The 20,018-nt window shown below is 48.7% G+C and carries 22 protein-coding genes; 14 read left to right on the top strand and 8 right to left on the bottom strand.

Annotated features, from left to right (window positions below; all coding sequences use genetic code 11):
- Positions 1 to 321: 321 nt before the first annotated feature.
- The 4 genes from BUB67_RS07425 to BUB67_RS07410 form a co-directional block, all read right to left on the bottom strand.
- Positions 322 to 1,005, bottom strand: a complete 684-nt coding sequence (locus tag BUB67_RS07425) for a TerC family protein (protein WP_073238069.1) — start codon at positions 1,003 to 1,005, stop codon at positions 322 to 324.
- Positions 1,006 to 1,395: 390 nt separating this feature from the next.
- On the bottom strand, positions 1,396 to 2,196 hold the full coding sequence (locus tag BUB67_RS07420; protein ID WP_073238066.1) for an ABC transporter permease: 801 nt from the start codon (positions 2,194 to 2,196) through the stop codon (positions 1,396 to 1,398).
- A gap of 1 nt (position 2,197) precedes the next feature.
- On the bottom strand, positions 2,198 to 2,851 hold the full coding sequence (locus BUB67_RS07415) for an ABC transporter ATP-binding protein (protein ID WP_073238063.1): 654 nt from the start codon (positions 2,849 to 2,851) through the stop codon (positions 2,198 to 2,200).
- Between the two features lie 3 nt (positions 2,852 to 2,854).
- Positions 2,855 to 3,157, bottom strand: a complete 303-nt coding sequence (locus tag BUB67_RS07410; RefSeq protein WP_073238060.1) for a PadR family transcriptional regulator — start codon at positions 3,155 to 3,157, stop codon at positions 2,855 to 2,857.
- A gap of 303 nt (positions 3,158 to 3,460) precedes the next feature.
- On the opposite strand from BUB67_RS07410, the gene BUB67_RS07405 reads away from it, so the two are divergent.
- Positions 3,461 to 3,694, top strand: a complete 234-nt coding sequence (locus BUB67_RS07405; RefSeq protein WP_073238057.1) for a YkuS family protein — start codon at positions 3,461 to 3,463, stop codon at positions 3,692 to 3,694.
- Between the two features lie 72 nt (positions 3,695 to 3,766).
- On the opposite strand, the gene BUB67_RS07400 is transcribed toward BUB67_RS07405, so the two are convergent.
- Positions 3,767 to 4,177, bottom strand: coding sequence for a putative ABC transporter permease (locus tag BUB67_RS07400; protein ID WP_073238054.1), 411 nt, complete (start codon positions 4,175 to 4,177; stop codon positions 3,767 to 3,769).
- A gap of 169 nt (positions 4,178 to 4,346) precedes the next feature.
- Positions 4,347 to 4,934 carry a TVP38/TMEM64 family protein gene (locus BUB67_RS07395; protein ID WP_238456983.1) on the bottom strand — a complete coding sequence of 196 codons (588 nt, stop codon included), beginning with the start codon at positions 4,932 to 4,934 and terminating at the stop codon, positions 4,347 to 4,349.
- A gap of 331 nt (positions 4,935 to 5,265) precedes the next feature.
- Here BUB67_RS07395 and BUB67_RS07390 point away from each other — a divergent pair, with 331 nt between their 5' ends.
- From BUB67_RS07390 to BUB67_RS07380, 3 genes are all read left to right on the top strand, one after another.
- Positions 5,266 to 6,474, top strand: a complete 1,209-nt coding sequence (locus tag BUB67_RS07390) for an HD-GYP domain-containing protein (protein WP_073238051.1) — start codon at positions 5,266 to 5,268, stop codon at positions 6,472 to 6,474.
- A 91-nt stretch (positions 6,475 to 6,565) separates the two neighbouring features.
- Complete coding sequence (locus BUB67_RS07385) at positions 6,566 to 6,967, top strand: hypothetical protein (RefSeq protein WP_073238049.1); 402 nt, start codon at positions 6,566 to 6,568, stop codon at positions 6,965 to 6,967.
- Between the two features lie 149 nt (positions 6,968 to 7,116).
- Positions 7,117 to 7,500: a DUF2325 domain-containing protein gene (locus tag BUB67_RS07380; protein ID WP_073238047.1), complete on the top strand. Its 384-nt coding sequence runs from the start codon at positions 7,117 to 7,119 to the stop codon at positions 7,498 to 7,500.
- Between the two features lie 84 nt (positions 7,501 to 7,584).
- Here the strand turns inward: BUB67_RS07380 and BUB67_RS07375 are convergent, their stop codons facing one another.
- Entirely contained in the window at positions 7,585 to 8,301 is a 717-nt protein-coding gene (locus BUB67_RS07375) for a heparan-alpha-glucosaminide N-acetyltransferase (protein ID WP_073238115.1), read from the bottom strand.
- Positions 8,302 to 8,643: 342 nt separating this feature from the next.
- Between BUB67_RS07375 and BUB67_RS17185 the strand changes: the two genes are divergently transcribed.
- The 3 genes from BUB67_RS17185 to BUB67_RS07360 all read left to right on the top strand — a co-directional run bounded on the left by BUB67_RS17185 (position 8,644) and on the right by BUB67_RS07360 (position 10,609).
- Positions 8,644 to 9,195, top strand: coding sequence for a histidine kinase dimerization/phospho-acceptor domain-containing protein (locus BUB67_RS17185; protein ID WP_073238045.1), 552 nt, complete (start codon positions 8,644 to 8,646; stop codon positions 9,193 to 9,195).
- Between the two features lie 90 nt (positions 9,196 to 9,285).
- On the top strand, positions 9,286 to 9,702 hold the full coding sequence (locus BUB67_RS15975; protein ID WP_238456985.1) for a prolyl oligopeptidase family serine peptidase: 417 nt from the start codon (positions 9,286 to 9,288) through the stop codon (positions 9,700 to 9,702).
- A gap of 166 nt (positions 9,703 to 9,868) precedes the next feature.
- Positions 9,869 to 10,609 carry an AAA family ATPase gene (locus BUB67_RS07360; protein ID WP_073238043.1) on the top strand — a complete coding sequence of 247 codons (741 nt, stop codon included), beginning with the start codon at positions 9,869 to 9,871 and terminating at the stop codon, positions 10,607 to 10,609.
- A 515-nt stretch (positions 10,610 to 11,124) separates the two neighbouring features.
- Here BUB67_RS07360 and BUB67_RS07350 read toward each other — a convergent pair.
- On the bottom strand, positions 11,125 to 12,108 hold the full coding sequence (locus tag BUB67_RS07350; RefSeq protein WP_073238039.1) for a sigma-54 interaction domain-containing protein: 984 nt from the start codon (positions 12,106 to 12,108) through the stop codon (positions 11,125 to 11,127).
- Between the two features lie 277 nt (positions 12,109 to 12,385).
- Here BUB67_RS07350 and BUB67_RS07345 point away from each other — a divergent pair, with 277 nt between their 5' ends.
- From BUB67_RS07345 to BUB67_RS07315, 7 genes are all read left to right on the top strand, one after another.
- Positions 12,386 to 13,726, top strand: a complete 1,341-nt coding sequence (locus tag BUB67_RS07345; protein WP_073238037.1) for a glutamine synthetase family protein — start codon at positions 12,386 to 12,388, stop codon at positions 13,724 to 13,726.
- A 102-nt stretch (positions 13,727 to 13,828) separates the two neighbouring features.
- The gene (locus BUB67_RS07340; RefSeq protein WP_073238035.1) at positions 13,829 to 14,725 is read left to right on the top strand and encodes an acetamidase/formamidase family protein; all 897 of its coding nucleotides are present in this window, start codon (positions 13,829 to 13,831) and stop codon (positions 14,723 to 14,725) included.
- Between the two features lie 83 nt (positions 14,726 to 14,808).
- Positions 14,809 to 16,191 carry an APC family permease gene (locus BUB67_RS07335; protein WP_073238033.1) on the top strand — a complete coding sequence of 461 codons (1,383 nt, stop codon included), beginning with the start codon at positions 14,809 to 14,811 and terminating at the stop codon, positions 16,189 to 16,191.
- Between the two features lie 143 nt (positions 16,192 to 16,334).
- Positions 16,335 to 17,174 (top strand): DUF1028 domain-containing protein, encoded by an 840-nt coding sequence (locus tag BUB67_RS07325; RefSeq protein ID WP_073238030.1) that lies wholly within the window; start codon positions 16,335 to 16,337, stop codon positions 17,172 to 17,174.
- Positions 17,175 to 17,231: 57 nt separating this feature from the next.
- On the top strand, positions 17,232 to 17,384 hold the full coding sequence (locus tag BUB67_RS16385; protein WP_159431817.1) for a hypothetical protein: 153 nt from the start codon (positions 17,232 to 17,234) through the stop codon (positions 17,382 to 17,384).
- 221 nt (positions 17,385 to 17,605) lie between these two features.
- Positions 17,606 to 18,628, top strand: a complete 1,023-nt coding sequence (locus tag BUB67_RS07320) for a metallophosphoesterase (protein ID WP_073238027.1) — start codon at positions 17,606 to 17,608, stop codon at positions 18,626 to 18,628.
- Positions 18,629 to 18,990: 362 nt separating this feature from the next.
- Positions 18,991 to 19,905: a DMT family transporter gene (locus BUB67_RS07315; protein ID WP_073238025.1), complete on the top strand. Its 915-nt coding sequence runs from the start codon at positions 18,991 to 18,993 to the stop codon at positions 19,903 to 19,905.
- Positions 19,906 to 20,018 lie beyond the last annotated feature (113 nt).

The following is a 20,018-nucleotide window of genomic DNA, read 5'->3' as shown; positions in this document are numbered from 1 at the left end:
CCACTACGTTCTTCTTATGAACGTCAAGCCCGCAGCAATGGGTGTACACAACTTCCATGTGTTCTTTCTTCCTCTACGGCAGTTAAATTGAAGGGCTGGTGCAACAACCATATGTGGTTATTCTATCCTGCGTGCTTCCCCAAAAGGGGGCAACAATCTGTGGTGCACCTGGTCGTTGGGGTCTGTCTATAAGACGGGCTCGCAGCACCAAGGTACAACGACCTCCCTTCGCCAGCCGTAGAATAAAGATTCTTCACAGCACCATTTTCATCCTTCTGCTGGTGCCGCGTCAGCGGCATGGGGGTCTATAAAAGAATTAAATCAGGATTGTTGACAGGAGATGTCTCTTCGCCGGTTTTTTGCTCTTCCTGCAAGTAAAACACCGCCCACCACAACCAGCATAAGAACATATTTTAGCGGAGGGGTATTGGTAAAGAAAGTTTTCAGCAAGGGCTCATCAGCAATCATCTTAGCAGCAGTTAAGGCAATAACCCCCGCTCCGATATAGATGATAATTGGGAAACGTTCCATCCATTTTAGAATGAAGGTACTTCCCCAAACCATGATGGGAACACTGATGAGCAAGCCGAGGATTACCAGTAAGAAGCTCCCATGGGCCGAACCGGCCACTGCCAGCACGTTATCCAGCCCCATCACCGCATCGGCGATGATAATGGTTCTAATGGCTTCCCAGCGAGTGTCGTGGGCCTTCATATGATCATGATTTTTATCTTCCGTTAATAATTTGTAAGCTATCCAAATAAGGAGCAGCCCCCCGACTAACAATAAACCCGGTATCTTAAGCAGCCACACAATCGCCAGAGTAGCGATGGCTCTAACCACAACAGCGCCCACCGTACCCCAAACAATGACTTGTCTCTGGTGATCCCTGGGCAGATTCCTGGCAGCGAGTCCGATCACAATGGCATTGTCACCGGCCAGAACCAGATCGATAATGATAATTGCCAGTAACGCTGAGAAAAATTCTGCGGAAAACAGTTCCATATCTACGTCCCTCCTATTTTTCTAAAGCTATTCTTTCCTAAAAAGGAGAAGCAACCTATACCAAATTCAGGTAAAGGTTGCTGCAATAAAAAAGACCTTTACCAGAAGAGGTAAAGGTCTTGCTAACAACGTAACCGTTGCCAACAAAGCCGGGGCAGATAACCCGTCATGACGACTTTGCTGTTAAAGCTACTCCCCTTTAGGAAATAAAACTGTTACTTATATGATAAAGCAGTTTTTTGTTCCTGTCAATCCTTCATTACATCCTAGTCCATCGTTACCGGCTATGGAGATCTCTACACCGTTTCCTCCCGCCGGCCCCCCCATACCTGCCTTGACGGAAAAGGGCACGGGATAAAACAACACTCCACAGCCGGGAGTGTTTTCGGGTTATGTCTTACTCTGCCGAACAAAGGGTTGTAAAGCCCCGTCTTCATTAAACAGTTTTTTATAAGAAAGTCCCACCAGGATCAGGCAGCCGATGGCCACAGCGGCGGCAACCATCAGCATGACCACAATTTGATAACGAACGGCCTCGTTGGGGTCGGCGCCGCCGAGAATCTGACCCGTCATCATTCCCGGTAAACTGACCAGGCCCACCACCATTAAAGAGTTAATGGTGGGTGTCATGCCGGCCCTTACCGCCTCCCGGACACTGCTGCGGATGGCCTCCCAGGGGGTTGCCCCGAAGGTCAGCATGGCCTCGATTTCAGCCGAGCGGGATCTGGCTTCGGCATAGAGGCGGTCCAGGGAGAGGGCAATGCCGTTCATGGAGTTGCCCAGGATCATCCCGAAAATAGGAATGACAATTCTGGCGGAATACCAGGGCTCGGGAGAGATGATTAATATGGTTACAATGGAACCCACCAGATAGGTGCTGGCCAAAAGGGAGATAAAGGCCAAAAAAGACGGGTAATTGGGGACGTTTGGCGTTCTTTTTACCGCCGTTTTAGAAGCAATATAACACATCAGGGTAATGATGGCGATAATGAACCACAGGTTATTGATTTTAAAAACATAGGTCAGGGCATAGCCCACCAACGTAAGCTGCACGAAGGTACGTAGGGTTCCCCAGAGTAAGGATTTCAACAGACCCAGTTTCAAAAGGGAGGAAATCGCCCCGGTAATCAAGACCAGCACCACGGTAAATGCCAGTTGCAGGTTGGAAATGGGGATGGTGGCGTTTTCCATGTTATACATCTCCTTGTATGGGGTCTATGTCCACAAAAGAAACCCGGTCCAGCCCTTGATAATCATTGTTATGGGATACCAGCAGCGCGGCGTGGCCCGGAGAAGTCAGCCAGCGGGACAGTGTCCTGTAAAAGGCCGCCCTGGCCCGTCCATCCAGGGCGGCGGTGGGTTCATCCAGCAGCATCACCTTTGGCTCAATAAGAAGCGCCCTGATAAAGGCAACCCGGGCAGCCTCGCCGCCGGACAGGGTTCGAGAATCCTGCTCCCATTGGTGTGCGTCCAGAAGAAGCTCCTGCATCAAGGCTTTGGCCCGGCCGGGATCAAATCTATGTTTACTGCCTACCCTTGTCTCAAAGGGTTTGGCCAGGTTATCCGCCACCGTCCCGTCAAAAAGGGCCGGCTTCTGGGCCAGATAATGCACGCCGACCCGCCAGAGGGGGGACGGAATGTGCTGCCAGCTTTCCCCTTGCAAAAAAACCTCCCCGCCGTCACAGGGTTGCAGTCTTGCCAAAACCCTCAGCAACGTGGTTTTTCCGGCTCCGGAGGGGCCCCGTACCACCAGGACACCTCCCTCGGAAACCGAGCCGGATACGGTAATTTGACGTGCCGGGCCGGTGCCTAGGGTATAGGTGATGTTCTGAAACGTAAAGAGCATTTTCTACCGTTCCTCCAAAACTTCCCGGGCCAGCTCCCGGATTTTTTCTTTGGCCTCCGCCAGCACCTCACCGCCGGCTTCCGTGATCCTGTAGTACTTTCGAAGCTTGCCTTCCACGTTGATTTTTTCCGATACCAAAAGCCCGTTTTCTTCAAGCTTGTTCAAAATAGGGTACATGGTGCCGGGCCCCACGGGGTAGCCGTGCCTGGCCAGTTCTTCCATCAGTTCCAGCCCGTAAACCGGGTTTAAAGAAGCATGATAAAGAATGTGTACCCGGATAAAACCAAGGAAAAGTTCTCTCAGCATATATTACACCTCGATATTGGTATGCGATAATAATTATACAGGAGGGTTCACCCGCAGGCAAGACCTGACCTGTTGGAAGAAGAAAAACAGCATGAGGTTTGGTTTGAGGACCCGCAAAGCGCAGCACTGAAGGCAGAACTGGTGAAGAAATATAATTGGCAAGGTTGGCCTTCTGGCGGTTGGGGTATGAAAATCAGGAGTTCTTTCATGTGTTGACAAAGGTAAAGGGGCCATGACGGATCAATCTGTTAATAAATAACGCCTCCCCCGGCCATACTAAAGGACGACAGGAGGTGTTTTTCAGTGGCGAAAAAAGTGGCCATCGTACCTGGTCTGGATGATTTAAGCCAACTGTTAAAGAACCAGGGCTATAAAGTTGTTAAACCCGGCAGTGGGGAAAATGTAATGGCGGTTGTTATCAACGGCTTGGATAACAACACCATGAACATGCAGGGCATCTCAACCAAAGCACCGGTTATTGATGCAGCCGGTTATACGCCGGATCAAATTTTATCCCGCATTAAAGAATTAGGTTAAAAGAAAGCAGGAAACCCGGAAGAAGGAATCCGGGTTTCTTTTATACTCCGGGCAAAGTACCAGGACTTTTTGTTAACGAATGCCGACCACTTCCACCAGGTAATCGTGCAGCCGCTCAAAGAGGAGGCCCACCCCAAACCACAGGGGAGCCATATCCAGGCGAATCACCCCGGCAATCTGCAAGGGTGTCTGCCCGGTGTAGTCCCAGGGAATGGCGCCGGTGACAGCCTTAATCAACAGGCCGCTGCCGGCTTCTATGAACCAGATGGTCACCACCCAGACCATCCCCCGCAGCCACCAGGTCCAAGGACGGATGACGTTATGGACCGGTTCCAAGAGGATTGCCAGTCCGTAAATGGGGAACATCCAGAGATAGGTGGTGGAGGTCAAACGCCAGTCCCCGTCCAGGGCAGACAGAAATCCTGTCCACATAACCTCCATTAACCAGCCTAATAGTCCGTAGATAAGAAAGCGTCTGATCATGCACCTATTATTTGCATTCAATACAAAAATATGCCTGAATAACTTACCGGCATGACGATCCAATTGAGACAGGTAAGGAAGGAAATCGGCAGGCGCAGAGAACCTCCAAGAACGTCATAACGACCCCTGGCATAATATGGTTTTAGGAAAGCAAATGTCGGGAGGTCCGCTACTGCTGCTGTCCGAGCCTTTGCAGCTCTTTTTTTATTCCCCAATACAGCAGTACGGCAACAATCATACTTATGACAAGATAAATATAATTCTTGCCCAGGGTAATGACATTATAACTAAAGGCCGTTTCCAACAATAGGGCCGGAAACTTGCCAAGGGCTGTAGTGATTAAAAAATGAAACAGGGAAACGGATGTTACCGCCCCCAACAGGTTGATAATGCCCGAGGGAATAAAGGGGGCCATCCGGAGAACCGTGAGAAAATAGATCTGTCGCAGACCCGGCAGGGAATTAACGGTCCTGAAAAGTTTCCAGTGCCCGGTGGGGATTTTGGCAACGGATTGAACCCCCCACCTGTACAACAGAAAGGACACAACCGCCCCGACAATCTCCCCGGCCCAGGAGACAAAAAAACCGCCCCAGAGGCCGAAAACCAGGATGTTGGCCCCTGTTAAAAAAACCGAAGGGACAACCCCCAGCACACTGATCAGCACATTCAGGAGGATACTGATAACAATGGCGGCAGTACCGGCCTTTGCCAGCAGCCCGGCAGTGGCAGTGCTGTCCCCGAAAGGAATTGATTGCAAGATATCAAAGGTTCCTGTGCGCCACAGGACAATCAGGAGAATGATTACCACAACGAGTAAGATAAGGTAACTTTTTTCTTCATTAAAATAACTCCGGGATGATTGATTCTTTAGATGCGGATACCCGCATCAAGAATAGGATGGTTTAATTATACCCTACTGGCCTGATTAACCGGAAGTAGGAAATTTCTTCTTTTGGGGTTAGCGAATCCTGGTACTGTAACTACTTATTGACAAAAAGATTGCCAACATTTAAGATAATGATAATGATAATCATTTTCATGATGAAATTTTAGTAATTAGATAAAGCAGAAATGGATGAGGTGATCCAATGTCTTCTTTATATATGGGAAAGAACCGGCACTTTGAACAGGCGGCCATGCAATTACGCATTGAACAGCTGGAACAGCAGAACGAAGAACTCCTTGCCATCAACAGGATGCTTCGTAAGAAAGTGAAGGAAATTAGTTTCTTACACGGGGTGTTGACAGACCTGATCAAAACCTATGACTTTGAAGGCACCGTTGAAGCCATCTTGGACATGGCCATGAAAATTACGAACAGTGAAGCGGGCTTTATTGCATTGGCTCCCCGGGTGTGCGACAGATTGGAGGTCATTGCAGCCAGAGGGCAGTTCGAGCCGGCCGTTAAAGAGTATTTACAGAACAATACCTGTCTGGTGCGGGGGTGCTTTTCTTCCCGGGTGGTGGAATTCACCAGTAACCATGCTGCCTTTAAACCGCTGCGCCAAAGGGACGCCTTCCTGCGCTCCCTGATGGCGGTACCGTTACAGGTAAACAGCCTGGTCATCGGTGTTCTCATCTTGATGCACCGGCACCATGGTCAGGATACTCACCGGATTGAATACACCGACACCGACCGGAGCTCGGTCTTGTCCTTCGCCGGTCAAGCGGCGCTCATCCTGGACAACACCCGGATGAAAATAGAGTACGGCAGAAGGGATGTTTATCTAAAGAGCATCTCCGCCCTGACATCGGCCATCGATGCCAAAGATACATACACCCGCAATCACTCCCGCAATGTAGCCAGGTATGCAGTGGCCCTGGGAGAGGGGCTGGGCCTGTCCTCCGAGGAACTGACCCATATTCATTTCGGCGCCATTTTGCATGACATTGGCAAAATCGGTGTGCCGGAATTCATCCTCAACAAGCCGGGCCGCTTATCGCCGGATGAATTTCAAACCATAAAAGAACATCCCACCATTGGCGCCCATATCCTGGCGCCCATAGACTTTCTCAAGGAAGCGCTCAATGTCGTCCTTTACCATCATGAACGCTATGACGGCAGCGGTTATCCCAAGGGACTGAAGGGGGAGGCCATCCCTTACACTGCGCGGTTGGTCAGCATTGCGGACGCCTGGGATGCCATGACCTCGCAAAGAGCTTACCGCGGGGCACTGCCACTGGAAACCGCTGTCCGGGAATTGGAGCAAGGGGCCGGCGGTCAGTTTGATCCCGTGATGGTAAATGTTTTTACCGGTATTATCAAGAGCAAACCCGAAGTTATGATTTCCGGTTAGTTACCTGCTGAATGCATGTTCAACCATTGACGATCAAAGGGGTTTTGATCATGTTATCCCGAATTACTTCAACATTCAAGAAATCAACCTGTTGGAAGTGGAACTTTTCATCGCCAGGCTGCGCAAGTGGCTGGTCTGTACCGGCCTGTTCATCGGGGTGCTTCTTGTGCAATTCAATTCTATATCACAGGGGCAGGGAATCATCGCTGCTGCAGCCGTTTTGTACAGCTTTAAGATTGAAGACTACTACCGGACGGCCGGTGTCAAAGGGTGCAAAGATCTTTCAACCATCCTGGATTTTGTTCTGATCTGGGGGGTGCTGTCCTTTTTAGTGGATTTTCAGTATCACTATCTGGGGTTGTTTTTTATTAATGCCCTGTTCCTGGCCATGCGTTACGGGGTTTCCGGTTGGCAGTGGCTCTCTGTGAACGGGTTGTTGTTTGGCCTGGCCCTTTATTGTTCGCCCGGCATGTTTGCCGAGCCGATGGGTTGAAAGAAACCATGTCACCTAACCAGATACTTACCCTGTATTAACCAGGCCTGAGATTTCCAATATCTGTTCCGGTTGACAGATCGTGCAACCGGCTTGTATAATAACAAAAGATGATAAAGATTATCATTATCATTTAGGGAGGGGTGTTGATGCGTTTAACGGAAACAAAAACCAATAAAAAACTTGGGGGAACGAAGCAAGCCCCTTGCCTGAACCCGTGCGGCCAGTGCAATTGCTGCATGAAGCGGGTTTTAATGGTTGGCGGTATAACCAAATTTAAGGCCCACTATAAAAATATCATTGAGCAGCACGGCTGCCGGTTCGAATATCTGGACGGTTATATGAAGGGTGGAGAAAGGGCATTAATGAATAAAATCAAAAGATGTGACGTGGTATTTTGTCCCATTGACTGCAATAGCCACAATGCCTGTCTCAGCGTAAAAAAACTCTGTAAAAAAGAGGGGAAACCCTATAAAATCTTGCCCAGCTCCAGCATATCGGGAGTTATGCAGGCCATCGGTGAGCTTGGTTAATTAGAGACAGGCCCTGCTGTTTTTAAGCTGGTCAAGCATATAAATTGAACGATATAAGCAAAAAGGGGTGGGAAACCGCTCCTTTTAAGCATTCATTTTGAAAGGAAAAGACCGATATATAAGGGAAAGAAGCAATAAAATCACAGGCTGGTGCAGCAGATAGATGGATAGGGAATGACGTCCCAGAGTATTAATAAGGTTTTGCCGTAAAGGGAAAGCGGGAAAGAGGCTTTTCTTTTCCTTATATATCATTTTTCCCACCGCCACCCCGTAGAGAAACAAACCCAGCCACGGCACAAGAGGGTAATAATCAACGGAATAAAAGTCCGGTCCCAGCAGGCCTAGGGGAGCCAGTAAACTATTAGGCATGGTGATTTGTTGGAAACAGGGCCCCGCCCAAATGACTGCTGTTCCAAGGATCAGAAGAATGCCGGGCCTGAGGCGTTTGAAAAAATCATAAAGAAGGACAGCGGTGCCTAAAAAGTGAAGAATCCCGAAAATGATGTTGGAACCGGGCACCACCAGGGACGTAACCAGGGTTATCAACAGACCCAGCCCAATCAGTTTGACCCCTCGTTTGACATTGTTTCTGCTCAGGGAACAGCTAATCCCCGCCACAAAAATAAACAGGGACGCCGCAGCCTTTCCAATGTAAAAAACAGGGCCTTCTGCATAAGGGATAGGGACCTGAAAAAATTCGTTTAAGTCAAATATTATGTGGAAAAGAACCATCAGAAGGATGGCGGTACCCCGCAGTAAATCCAATTCCCATATTCTTGAGTCAGATTGGCGGTTTGTCATAAACATGTCCTTATAATCAAAAGTAAAGAGGCCGAGAATCACGGGGAATCACGGGGAATCACGGGGACGGTTCTCTTGAGTCGGAGTCGTTCCCGTAATGATCTGTGTCTAGATTTTAGCATATTAAATGCTTTTATTAAACTTGAATCCGGTAAGTAGTAGGTTTTTTATTTTCGGATAGAAAAACAAGGCGTCCCATTTTTTAAAATTAATCCTGGATTCCGGGGTAGCCTTTAAATGGGAAATAAATGTAAAAATTGGCGGGAAGGTACAGCTGCTATATTTCTCGGGAGCCATCAACAACGATCACGTTTTTATCGTTGGGACTCCCTCCAGCGATGATTGCAATTTAATAAAGAACATACCAACGACCTTCGCATGGCCCTGAAGAATCTTTCCCTTGAGATTGAAAAACGCATTGCTGCGGACAGCAGATTTTTCGATGAACTTACGCGGTTAAACAATGAATTAATTATGGCGAAACGAGAGCTTACCCAAAAGAACCTGGAATTAGAAGCGGTTAACAGGGAACTGCAACGCTGTAACATAGAATTGGAGAATGCCCATAACATTTTACAAAACCGGGAAAAATTATCCATCGTTGGGCAAATGGCCGCCGGTATGGCCCATGAAGTGAAAAATCCCTTGACTGCGGTAAGGGGAATGGCACAATTGCTTAAGGAGAGATGTGCGCCGGAACATTCACGATTGGCTGATGCTATTATTGAGGAGACTCACCGGGCCTGCAGGGTCATCAATGATTATCTTCAGTTGGCCCGCCATAAGCCACCTTCATTGGAGTTACAGGAAGTTAAAAAAGTAGTCCAAGAAGTGTGGGAAATTGTAGAGCCCCTTGCGGGAGCTGCAGCTCAGAAAACCCACGGTTCAATATGAGGCCGAGCACGGGGGTGAGTTTTTCTACCTATCCACCGTTACCGAGTATGATGAATGGGGCAACCCCGTGACAAAACCTACTAAGACTATATTAAAAGTTATTCTCCCTATGAGAATGTAAAAGCCCGGAGATACCCCCACATGCTGGTGACCGCAGGTTTCCACGACCCCCGGGTGTCCTACTGGGAACCCGCCAAGGGGGTGGTTCCCGCGGGGCGTGATTGCGGCGTCATCATGAGCCGCCGCTTGCCTGTTGACCCGCAGGATGCAGAGAATATAGTAAACAGGATAGACATCATCTATGGCGGTTTTATGGAACAGGTTGTTTATCGAAGGGAATACCGCTGGCAGCAAGCGGTGGCTTCCTTTCCGCCCGGACGCATGAAGAATTGGCCAAATACCGGGGAGCCTGTGCCAGGCCACTGGTGTATCTGTGCGGGGACTACTGGCTGGGGCCGTCATTGGAGTGTGCGGTTACTTCCGGCCTCATGGTCTCGGAGTTGGTAATGGCGGATGCCTAAAAAATTTTTTCTCGTAAAAAGGATACAATAACATTGGAGCGAAAAATATCATAAAATTCGTGCCATTTTTATATTTTTGGACACCTGGGAAGACAGACGCAGAATGGATGTTTCCTTTTTTATTGGTGGTTTCAAACGGGAGGAGGATAAAAGTGACAAACCATATCATCGAAGAAACCCTGAAGGATCTGGAGGAATTACCGGGGCTTACAAAATTTAAGGGGATTGTCAAGGAGATTGGCATGACGGCCCGGGCAGGAGAACTCTCCGGGAAACCGGTAAACTTTGCTTTCATTGGCAACCCCGGTACCGGCAAGGTGGCGCTGGCACGCCTGGTGGGAGAGATGCTGTACCGGTTGCAGGTGCTGCGGAAAGACCAGCTTTTTGGCGTACACAAGTCCGATTTGACAGGGCAGTCTTCGCAGGAAACCATACAAAGGGTTAACGGCTTGATAGAAAAAGCCCGGGGCGGTATTGTTTACGTCGATAAGGTGCCTGATATTCTGGCCCTGGGGAAGGAAGTCATACAAGTAATGTTAGACGCCAGGGAAACCATGATCGTCCTGTCCGGTACCCGGGAGGAGCTGGCAGCACTTTTAGCGGATGCCGAGGTATCTCCTAAAATTAACTTCCGGCTGGAGTTTCCCGATTATACACCCGAGGAGTTAATGGAAGTGGCCGTCAGATTGGCAGAGGACTATCAATTGACCATAACCCGGGAGGCAGCAGAGAAGCTGCAGGCAATTTTTCTCTCCCGGCAACATGAACTTGGTAAATTAGGAAACACCCGTTATGCCAAAGACATCATCGACAAAGCCTACCGCAGGGCTGCTTCAAGAATTATGACAGGCGGCGAAACAGATAAACTGTTCCCCGAGGATATCGAGGGGTAAAGTCTATAAAATACTAGAAGAGCGAGAAATCGCTCTTTTTTTAACCAATAATCAGCTTCTTTATCTTGTATATATCCTTATCATGTTGGTGAACCCGATCTTCTATGTAATCCACATCCTTTTGTAAGGAACCAATTTCATCTCCAAATTATCTATTTTTGTTTCCAGGCGATCAAACCTTTCTTCCAAGTGATCTACTTTCGCTTCCAGGCAATCAAACCTTGTTTCCAGGTTATCTAATCGATTGTTTAATTCGTGTTGATTCACATTATTTTCTATACGTTTAACAGCTTCTGTCAGTTGTTTCACATTGTTTTCAGTACGTTTCCAAAGCGTCTGTCAATTGACTAACATTGTTTTCCGTGCGTTTAACTGTGTCCGTCAACTGATTTATGTTGTTTTCCATGCGAGCCACTTTATTTTCTATCCGTTCCAGTCTGTCGGAAGCAGCGCCATCCATTAAAATCCAGCCCCCTTTTCCATATTATAGCACTACCAGGTGTAAGAACAATATTTTATTTTTTACCGTGCGGTGCATGGGTGTACTGGATTCCCAGCTTGTTTATTTTTCTCATTAACGTTGTATAGTTGATTCCCAGGACCTCGGCGGCCCGGTAAGTGCTGTAACTGGAAAGGGCCTCCCTAATCGCTTTCCTTTCTGCCTGGTCTACAATTTCTTTTAACGGTCGCATCCCGGCAGGAGGCGGAGTATACCCCATATAGGCAGGCAGGTCTGCTGCCTCAATCATATCTTTTTCAACCGTCACCAGCAGGGACTCCACCAGGTTGCGAAGTTCTCTGACGTTGCCAGGCCAGTGATAATTTTTAAGAATTCCTATGGCCTCCGGGGAAAAGGTCTTTTTAAGCTGAAATTCTTCACCCAATCTCGTTAGATAATAATCCAGCAAAGCCTCTATATCGGGTATTCTTTGTCGCAATGGAGGTATCTCAATTTGTACCACCTGAAGGCGGTAATAAAGATCCTGCCGAAAGCTGCCCCTTTCAATCATTTCCCTCAGATTCACGTTGGTGCTGGAGATAACCCGCACATCAACGGTTTTCGACCAGGTGCCGCCCACCCGCCGGATCTCTCGTTCCTGTAATGCCCTTAAAAGTTTGGATTGGGCTTTGGGCGGTAGTTCGCTGATCTCGTCCAGCAAAATGGTCCCGTGGTTGGCAGCCTCAAAGAGACCCAGAGCGCCTTCCCGGCGGGCGCCTGTAAAAGCACCGGGTTCATAACCAAACAATTCCGATTCCAGCAAACTTTCCGGAATTGCACCGCAGTTAATTTTTACAAAGGGATGATTGGCCCGGTTGCTGTTTCTGTGAATGTAAGAGGCCAGCACTTCTTTGCCCACGCCGGTTTCACCGGTAATTAAGACGGTGGTAGGATAAGGGGCCACCCGTTTGGCTAATCGGAGGATCGATTCCATTTGCTTTGAGGCAGCAACCGCAAAGGGCAAGCTGGCTTCGCTAAATAAATTTTCCCCGTGAGTCATATTTTTTCTCCCCGATAGTCTGGCATTAAGCAGTAATTTATCAAATATGCAAATGGAATTTACATTTTGCGATAAATAAGTGTCCATAGTAAACTAGGATTCTTTGATTATAATTGCAGTTATGCAATAAGACAACCCATAAAATAAAATAAACAAAAAATTCTGACCCTTGAAAGTGCGAAGTTTTGTCAGTTCTTTATCACTTTATAATTGGCACAAAAATTGCTATGGCTACAATAGGTAGACATTTGTAAATATTGGGTGGACGGAGGCAAAAATGAGAGAGACACTGGTACAACATATCCGGCATTTGATTCAGGAACACCGTATTCATACCGTACGGGTGACTCTTACGGATAACACCAACATTACACGCTCCAGATATGTACCGGCAAAGGCGTTTTTACAATCCATCTCCGAGCAAGGGATTAATTACCCGTCGGCGCTTTTTTCCATGGACACCTCGGCCAAGTTGGTAACCGGTGCCGGCGATGGATATGAGGGAGGCTACCCCAGTTGGCTACTGCAGCCTGATTTATCCACATTTGTGGTTTTGCCCTGGGTATCAGGTACTGCCAGGGTGATTGCAGATATTGTACGACCCGGGGGTGAACCAATTCCTGTATCACCCAGACAGGTGTTAAAAAACTTACTTAAACAGCTTAATGATGTTGGGCTCACCATGAAAGGTGCCTTTGAATTTGAGTTTTATGTTTTCCGTCAACAGGGGGATTCCTTGGAACCATCCTGGCAGGGGTTTAACTGTTTTTCAGATGTCAACCAGGCCCAGGTGGGAGATATTTTTACCGCGATAATCCAGGGGCTGGAAGGAATTGGAGCAGGACCGGAGGTGGCCAATACCGAGTACGGACCCGGCCAGTTTGAGATTACCAATTCTCCCTTTAATGGGGTGGCCGCCGCTGATATGGCGATATATTACCGCTCATCTATCAAAGAAATTCTCACCCAAAAGGGTTACACGGCAACCTTTATGGGTAAACCTAAATGTGATGCCAGCGGCAGCGGGGGACATTTCCATTTTTCTCTCTACAATGCCTTGGGGCAAAACGTATTCCATGATCCAGAGGCAAAGGACGGGTTATCGGATCTCTGTCGCTGGGCCATCGGGGGGCAGTTGCGTCATGCCAGGGCCATTTGCGGAGTGGTTAACTCCACCGTAAACAGTTACAAACGATTGCAGCCTTACAGTTTTGCTCCCATCAATGCTTCCTGGGGACACGAGCACCGCTGTGCGATGATTCGTGTGCCCTATGTCCGGGGTGAAAATACCCGTTTGGAAAACCGTTTACCCGCCGCCGACACCAATCCATACCTGGCGGCAGCGGCCATCCTGGCAGCATCCCTGGACGGCATTAAAAACCAAATTGAACCCCCCGCCTGCAGCGACGGCCTGAACCCCTACGAGCAGACCGATCTGGTAAAGTTACCGGCAACCCTGCCCGAAGCCCTGGAGGAACTGCAAAGGGATCAGGTGATTTGCGCTTACCTGGGGCGGGAGTTTATCCGCCATTATGTGGCCCTGCGAATGTCCGAATGGCAGCGATATCAAAGACACATCAGTAATTGGGAAATAAAAGAATATTTTGAGCTTTTCTAAGGCTGAGGGGGCCGGTGTTATTTCCGAAACCCGGAACGGGTAGGGAGTAACCCGTTTAATATACTAACTAATCAATACAAAAAAGGAGTGAGCATTGGACCAATGAAAATTTCAAGACAACATGCCGTGTACAGCATGGACAAAAACAACGTTCCTGTGGCCAGGGTAGCGCTACCAGCCAGGCTTACCTTTGAAACCCTGGACTGCTTCGGGGGGCAGGTCAAATGCGAAAGGGACACGGTTGAGACATTGGATTTTATGAGGGTAAACCCGGCCACCGGACCGGTTTATCTGGAAGGAGTCAAGGCAGGGGATGTCATCGCGGTGCATATTTGCGATATCAAAGTCAAATCACCGGGTGTCATGGTGGCAGCCCCGGGGGCTGGTGTGCTGGGGGGAATGGTCACCGAGAGTCAGACTCTACTGGTACCCCTGGAGAACGGTGTGACCAGGTTTAAGGATCTGGAGATTCCCCTCAATCCCATGATCGGCGTCATCGGTGTGGCACCCGCCGGAGAGCCGGTTCCCTGCGGCACTCCCGACCGTCATGGCGGCAATATGGACACCACCTTAATTGCCGCAGGAAGCACCCTGTATCTTCCAGTCCAGGTGGACGGGGCCCTACTGGCCATGGGTGACCTGCATGCTGCCATGGGCGACGGGGAAATTATGGTCAGCGGTGTTGAGGTGGCCGGGGAAGTGGATGTTACCGTTGAATTGGCTGCGGGTAAAAAGCTGAATAACCCCCTGGTGGTAACTGAAAATGTGGTGGCCACTCTGGCCTCTGCCGGCTCACTGGACGAAGCGGTGGAGACGGCTGTGAAAGAAATGGCGGAGCTGCTCCAACAGGAGGCCGGTTTGTCACTGAATGAAGCGGGGATGCTGATGAGCGCCTGCGGCAATGCCGAGATTTCCCAGGTGGTGGACCCGCTGAAAACTGCCCGTTTTACCATGCCCCGCCGGATCATGAAAAAACTCGGGGTGACGTACGCCTTCTAAAGGATTTAGTTAATATGAAAAGTAGTCTCTGATATTTTCATATTTGTATACATCATGGGCGATTAAAAGAGAGGAGAATAACAATGTCCGAAATAAGACCTATCGGCTCCGGAACTGTTGAGGAGTTTGGATATAAGCAGGAACTCAAAAGAGCCCTGACCTTTAAGGACCTGCTGTTTTACGGTATGGTTTTCATGGTTCCCATTGCGCCCTTTGGGATTTATGGCTATGTAACGGAAGTCTCCAACGGCATGGCGCCGCTGGCCTATATCATCGGCATCATTGCCATGGCTTTTACCGCTCTGAGCTATGCCCGGATGTCCCAGGCCTTTCCCATTGCCGGCTCTGTATATTCCTACGCGTCCAGAGGTATCAGTCCCTATGTGGGGTTCTTTGCCGGTTGGGCCATGCTGCTGGACTACATTTTAACCCCGGCCCTAGTCTACCTGGTGGCCGGTTTTGCCCTGCAGGAAATGTTTCCGATCTTGCCCTACTGGGGCTACATTGCTCTGTTCGTCATCATCAATACCGCGGTGAACCTGCGGGGTATTGAAATGACTGCCAGGACCAACATTGCTCTGCTGGTCTTTGAAGTGTTCACCCTCATCGTATTTTGTGTGGTGGCCCTAGTGGCTGTCCTCAAGGGCGTGGGAGCTGGCTCCTTTACGGTTGCTCCCATCTGGAAACCGGAAGGGTTCAGCCTGGACATGGTCATGTCCGCCACTTCCCTGGCGGTTCTGAGTTTTTTGGGCTTTGATGCCATCAGCACCCTGGCCGAAGAAACGAAAGATCCCAGGCGCATGGTGGGGAAGGCCACCGTCAGCGCGCTGGTTTTAGTGGGCAGCCTGTTTGTACTGCAGACCTACCTGGCAGGTCTGGTCTGGCCCGATCATACAACCTTCGATAACCCCGATACCGCCTTTTACGTGGTGGCGGAAGCTGCCGGCGGGACCTGGTTAAAAATGCTTTGCGCTCTGGCCACAGCCGTGGCTTGGGGCATCGGGGACGGCTTGGTGGCCCAAGCAGCCATCTCCCGCCTGCTTTACAGCATGTCCCGGGATAAATTAATGCCTTCAGTTCTTAGCAAGGTTCACCCCAAATTCCAGACGCCCTATGTCAGCACCCTGCTGGTGGCTGTGGTTTCCATCACTATTGGGGTTGCCCTTTCCCTGGACAAATTAACCTCCCTAGTCAACTTCGGGGCCTTAACGGGGTTCCTGTTCCTGCACCTATCGGTATTCTCCCATTACGTCATCCGGCAGAACCAGAGGGACCTGGCCTCCCTGTTCAAGTATCTGTTCCTGCCCGGCTGTGGTTTTGCCATCATTTTTTATGTGTGGATCAGCCTGCAGCCCGAGGCCAAAACCCTAGGCCTTATCTGGCTGGCCATCGGCCTGGTTTATTCTGCCTACAAGACCAAAGGATTTAAAGAGAAGCCGCCGGCCTTCCGCTCCATGGGTCACTAGTCAACGGGGAAGCGGTGTCCTGACCAATATAAGAGGTGGTTTAGTGAAACAGCCTTTACTGGATGTACAAAATTTAAAAACGTACTTCTTTACTGAGGATGGAATGGTTTCGGCAGTAGACGGAGTATCCTTTTACATCCTCTATTTGCGGTTACGACCCGGCCACCGGGGAAATCGGTGTGGCAGTACAATCCAAATTTCTGTCGGTGGGTTCCGTTGTGCCCTGGGTGAAAGCAGGCGTAGGCGCCATCGCCACCCAGTCCTGGGCCAATACCAAATACGGCACCGAAGGCTTAAAGTTACTGGAACAGGGACTGTCCCCCCGAGAAGTAATTGATAAACTAACAGCTGAGGATGAGGGGCGCAATTTGCGCCAGGTGGGCATCGTAGCGGCCAACGGCGCGTCCGCATCCTTCACCGGATCTGAATGTTACCCCTGGGCGGGGCATATCTGCGGGGAAAACTTTGCCTGCCAGGGTAACATCCTGGTGGGAGCGGCGACTGTGCAGGCCATGGCGGATACCTTTAAAACTACCGAGGGGGATCTGGCAGCCAAGCTGCTGGCGGCCCTAGACGCCGGGCAACAGGCAGGAGGCGACAGCCGTGGCAAACAATCCGCCGCCCTTTACGTGGCCAAAGAAAAGGGAGGCTACGGCGGGTATAACGATCGCTATATTGACCTCAGGGTTGATGACCACCCGGAGCCTATCAAGGAGTTAATGCGCATCCATAAACTTTACAAGCTATATTTCTATAAAACCAGACCGGAGGATATTCTTCCCATCGAAGGGGCGCTGGTAACTGAGATACAGGAATTATTAAATAAATGGGGTTATCAGACCCCGGTCAGCGGAGTGATGGATGAAACCTTTAACCAGGCTTTACAAACATTTTATCTCACTGAAAACTTTGACGAGCGGATTTGCCAAAAGGGATTTATAGACCGGGAAGTCTTAGAATTTATGAGGCAAAAGGCTGAGTAGTAATATCTATATAAATAGTACCAAAACTCGGTTCATTCAGATTGAGCCGAGTTTTTTATGCGAAGACCCGAGCAAGCCGGGGAACTGGACGGCATCCTCTACCTCGCCTCGGATGCTTCCGGCTACACCAAACGGCCAGACCAATTACGTGGACGGCGGCTGGGCAGCGGTATAAGTAAAAGAGAGTGGTTTCGCTGTTCTATAGCTTAACCACTCTTTTTTGCGCTGAGACTCAGGCAATGCTGCTCCTTAGAACAGCTGCTTTTGCAGGTTGTTGCAGCATGGGAATGGTCAAATATGGCTGGTGCGCGTAGGTGGTTGCTTAACTCGGCCTAAGAAACCGGGAATAGCTCTCTATTTGACAAATTATTTTTCGTAGTATATATTGAGCGGATATAGGCGTCTTATCAGACATAGAAAAGGAGTTTGTCATGAGATTGTGGTTTTATTTAATTCTTATAATCTATACCTTTCTTAACTGGCTAATCGGAAGACAACTATATGAACTCCTTAAGACCAATAAAATAGCTTTTTGGGTTGTTTTCTTGGTTTTGGCCTATTCACCGGTTTTAGGCAGGCTGGTTTACAAGGGGTTTGAACCCATCGGCAATTACTGGATGGTATTTTTTTATTACGCCACTTTTGTTGCTGTCCTGGGTTTGCTGGTCAAAAATAAACCTTTCATCACAGGTTGTTATTTACTTATTTTTCTCGTGATTCTTTACGGCTCCGTAAAAGCCAACAAAATTAAGGTGCAGCGTTATGAAATTGCTATTCCGAAGTTGGCCACCGACCTCCGTATCGTAATGCTTTCGGATATTCATATCGACAATGCGAAACCTGAAGGTTACGTAGAAAAGATGGTCCGCGAGATCAACCTTTTAAACCCCGATCTTGTAGTGCTGCCCGGTGATATTTTTGATGACAAGGATATTCATGTACTTTCCAAGGAAAAAGAAGCATTAAAAAACATTAAAGCAAAATATGGTGTTTACGGTGTATTGGGTAACCATGAATACTACACTGGCAACCTTAATGAAAGCTTAAAAATTTTTAAGGAAGCGAACATTACCATTCTAAGGGATGAAGTTGTAGAAATTGCAGGTATTTACCTGGTTGGCAGAGAGGATGCGTCCAGAAAACGTAAGAATTTAGCAAGCCTATTGGAAGGGGTTCATAAAGAAAAACCCATTATTTTATTGGACCACCAACCGGTTGCACTGGAGGAAGCAAAGATTGCCGGAGTTGACCTGCAGTTATCCGGTCATACCCATAGAGGACAGTTCTTTCCCAATCAGCTTATTACCAAAAGGCTTTACGAGGTTGATTACGGGTATTTGGCCAAGGAACAATTGCAAGTCATTGTTTCCTCGGGCTATGGCACCTGGGGCCCCCCTGTGCGCATCGGCACACAATCAGAAATCGTTGATATTCAAGCTAAATTCAAGAAGTAAATGGTAAACCACATTGCGCAGAGTTAATTCCTTCCTTGTTGCTTTTTTATCATATGTTTATCACTTTGATTGTGTCCCTCATCTACATAATTATCTAGGAAATATTCCCAGGGCAGCGTTTAAAACACAAGGGATCGTTTTAATAGTAGGGCTTACATTTAAGCAGGAAGTAGGTTGGCATTGTAGAATTCTAGAAATGTCACTCTTATTTGGATTCGAATGAGGTTCAACCGGGGATGCAGGCCCCGGTTTTCTGCATACCGCCTATCACCATTGAGCAACTTCAGGCGGTGACCGGTGGAACAGCGGTAAATGTTCAGTCAGCCGAATAAAATTTATAAATTCTAAAGCAGGTGAAACCGTTGAACGCATTTTATCTGGGTGTGGTATTGATCTTTTTATCAGCTGCCGGTTTTGGTATGATCCCCATATTTGCGTTATATGCCTATCAAGGAGGGGCAACCGTCACCACACTGTTGTTTTTCCGGTTTATCCTGGCAGCCCTATGTTTTTTTGCTTATATCTTGATAAAAGAAAGAAAAATTTCAGTTGACAGGTCCAGCGTCAAATACCTGCTGCTGATGGGCGGGGTGATCTATACACTCCAATCCAACCTGTACTTCTCGTCCGTAAAATTCATCCCGGCTTCCCTAGCTGTGCTGATCTTTTACATCTATCCAGTTTTTGTGGCCATTGCATCTTCACTGGTTGACAAAGAAATACTGTCCAAACAAATTATGTTTTCCATTGCCCTTTCTCTGGCGGGCCTCACCCTGGTGTTGGGAACCTCCTTTGGGGAGATTAACATGATCGGCACCCTGCTGGCCCTGGGGGCCGGGTTGGTCTATTCCTGCTATATTGTGCTGGGTAACAGGGTGTTGAAAAAGTCCCCGGCCCTGGTAACCAGCGCCTTCATTTGCCTGTTTGCTGCGGTATCTCTTTTTATCATCGGCCTTGCCACCGGTACCCTCAAGTTTGACTTGACCACCGAGGCATGGCTGGCTGTAGCAGGGGTAGCCCTCTGCTGCACGGTGCTGGCCATCTTTACCTTCTTCCGGGGGTTGGAGCTGATCGGTTCCACCAGGGCATCCATTTTAAGCATGATTGAACCCCTGATCACCATCGGGTTTTCTGCCCTGTTGTTCCGGGAGAGGCTCACCTGGCTGCAAATCCTGGGGGGCGCCGCGGTCCTGGCCGGGGCGATGCTGGTGGTTTCGGCCCGGGAAAAGAGCAAAGACGAAAAACCATACAAAGCAGAAGCCAAAAAAGCGGGTTAGAACACCCGCTCTTTTTTGTTAGACATTGTTCGAAAGGAATGAGTAAAAATTTAACAAATAAAATATACTAAAAATTATCTAAATGTGTTAAAATCCTTGGCAAATTCATAGTA

This window comes from Desulforamulus putei DSM 12395, assembly GCF_900129195.1.
Lineage (GTDB): Bacteria > Bacillota > Desulfotomaculia > Desulfotomaculales > Desulfotomaculaceae > Desulfotomaculum > Desulfotomaculum putei.
This window is presented reverse-complemented; position numbering and strand designations above follow the sequence as displayed.

What these genes read in the sequence shown, in the direction of transcription:
- BUB67_RS07425 (WP_073238069.1), bottom strand. Translation starts at nt 1,005, where the DNA reads ATGGAACTGTTTTCCGCAGAATTTTTCTCAGCGTTACTGGCAATTATC.
- BUB67_RS07420 (WP_073238066.1), bottom strand. Translation starts at nt 2,196, where the DNA reads ATGGAAAACGCCACCATCCCCATTTCCAACCTGCAACTGGCATTTACC.
- BUB67_RS07415 (WP_073238063.1), bottom strand. Translation starts at nt 2,851, where the DNA reads ATGCTCTTTACGTTTCAGAACATCACCTATACCCTAGGCACCGGCCCG.
- BUB67_RS07410 (WP_073238060.1), bottom strand. Translation starts at nt 3,157, where the DNA reads ATGCTGAGAGAACTTTTCCTTGGTTTTATCCGGGTACACATTCTTTAT.
- BUB67_RS07400 (WP_073238054.1), bottom strand. Translation starts at nt 4,177, where the DNA reads ATGATCAGACGCTTTCTTATCTACGGACTATTAGGCTGGTTAATGGAG.
- BUB67_RS07390 (WP_073238051.1), top strand. Translation starts at nt 5,266, where the DNA reads ATGTCTTCTTTATATATGGGAAAGAACCGGCACTTTGAACAGGCGGCC.
- BUB67_RS07380 (WP_073238047.1), top strand. Translation starts at nt 7,117, where the DNA reads ATGCGTTTAACGGAAACAAAAACCAATAAAAAACTTGGGGGAACGAAG.
- BUB67_RS07375 (WP_073238115.1), bottom strand. Translation starts at nt 8,301, where the DNA reads ATGACAAACCGCCAATCTGACTCAAGAATATGGGAATTGGATTTACTG.
- BUB67_RS07350 (WP_073238039.1), bottom strand. Translation starts at nt 12,108, where the DNA reads ATGACTCACGGGGAAAATTTATTTAGCGAAGCCAGCTTGCCCTTTGCG.
- BUB67_RS07345 (WP_073238037.1), top strand. Translation starts at nt 12,386, where the DNA reads ATGAGAGAGACACTGGTACAACATATCCGGCATTTGATTCAGGAACAC.
- BUB67_RS07340 (WP_073238035.1), top strand. Translation starts at nt 13,829, where the DNA reads ATGAAAATTTCAAGACAACATGCCGTGTACAGCATGGACAAAAACAAC.
- BUB67_RS07335 (WP_073238033.1), top strand. Translation starts at nt 14,809, where the DNA reads ATGTCCGAAATAAGACCTATCGGCTCCGGAACTGTTGAGGAGTTTGGA.
- BUB67_RS16385 (WP_159431817.1), top strand. Translation starts at nt 17,232, where the DNA reads ATGCGAAGACCCGAGCAAGCCGGGGAACTGGACGGCATCCTCTACCTC.
- BUB67_RS07320 (WP_073238027.1), top strand. Translation starts at nt 17,606, where the DNA reads ATGAGATTGTGGTTTTATTTAATTCTTATAATCTATACCTTTCTTAAC.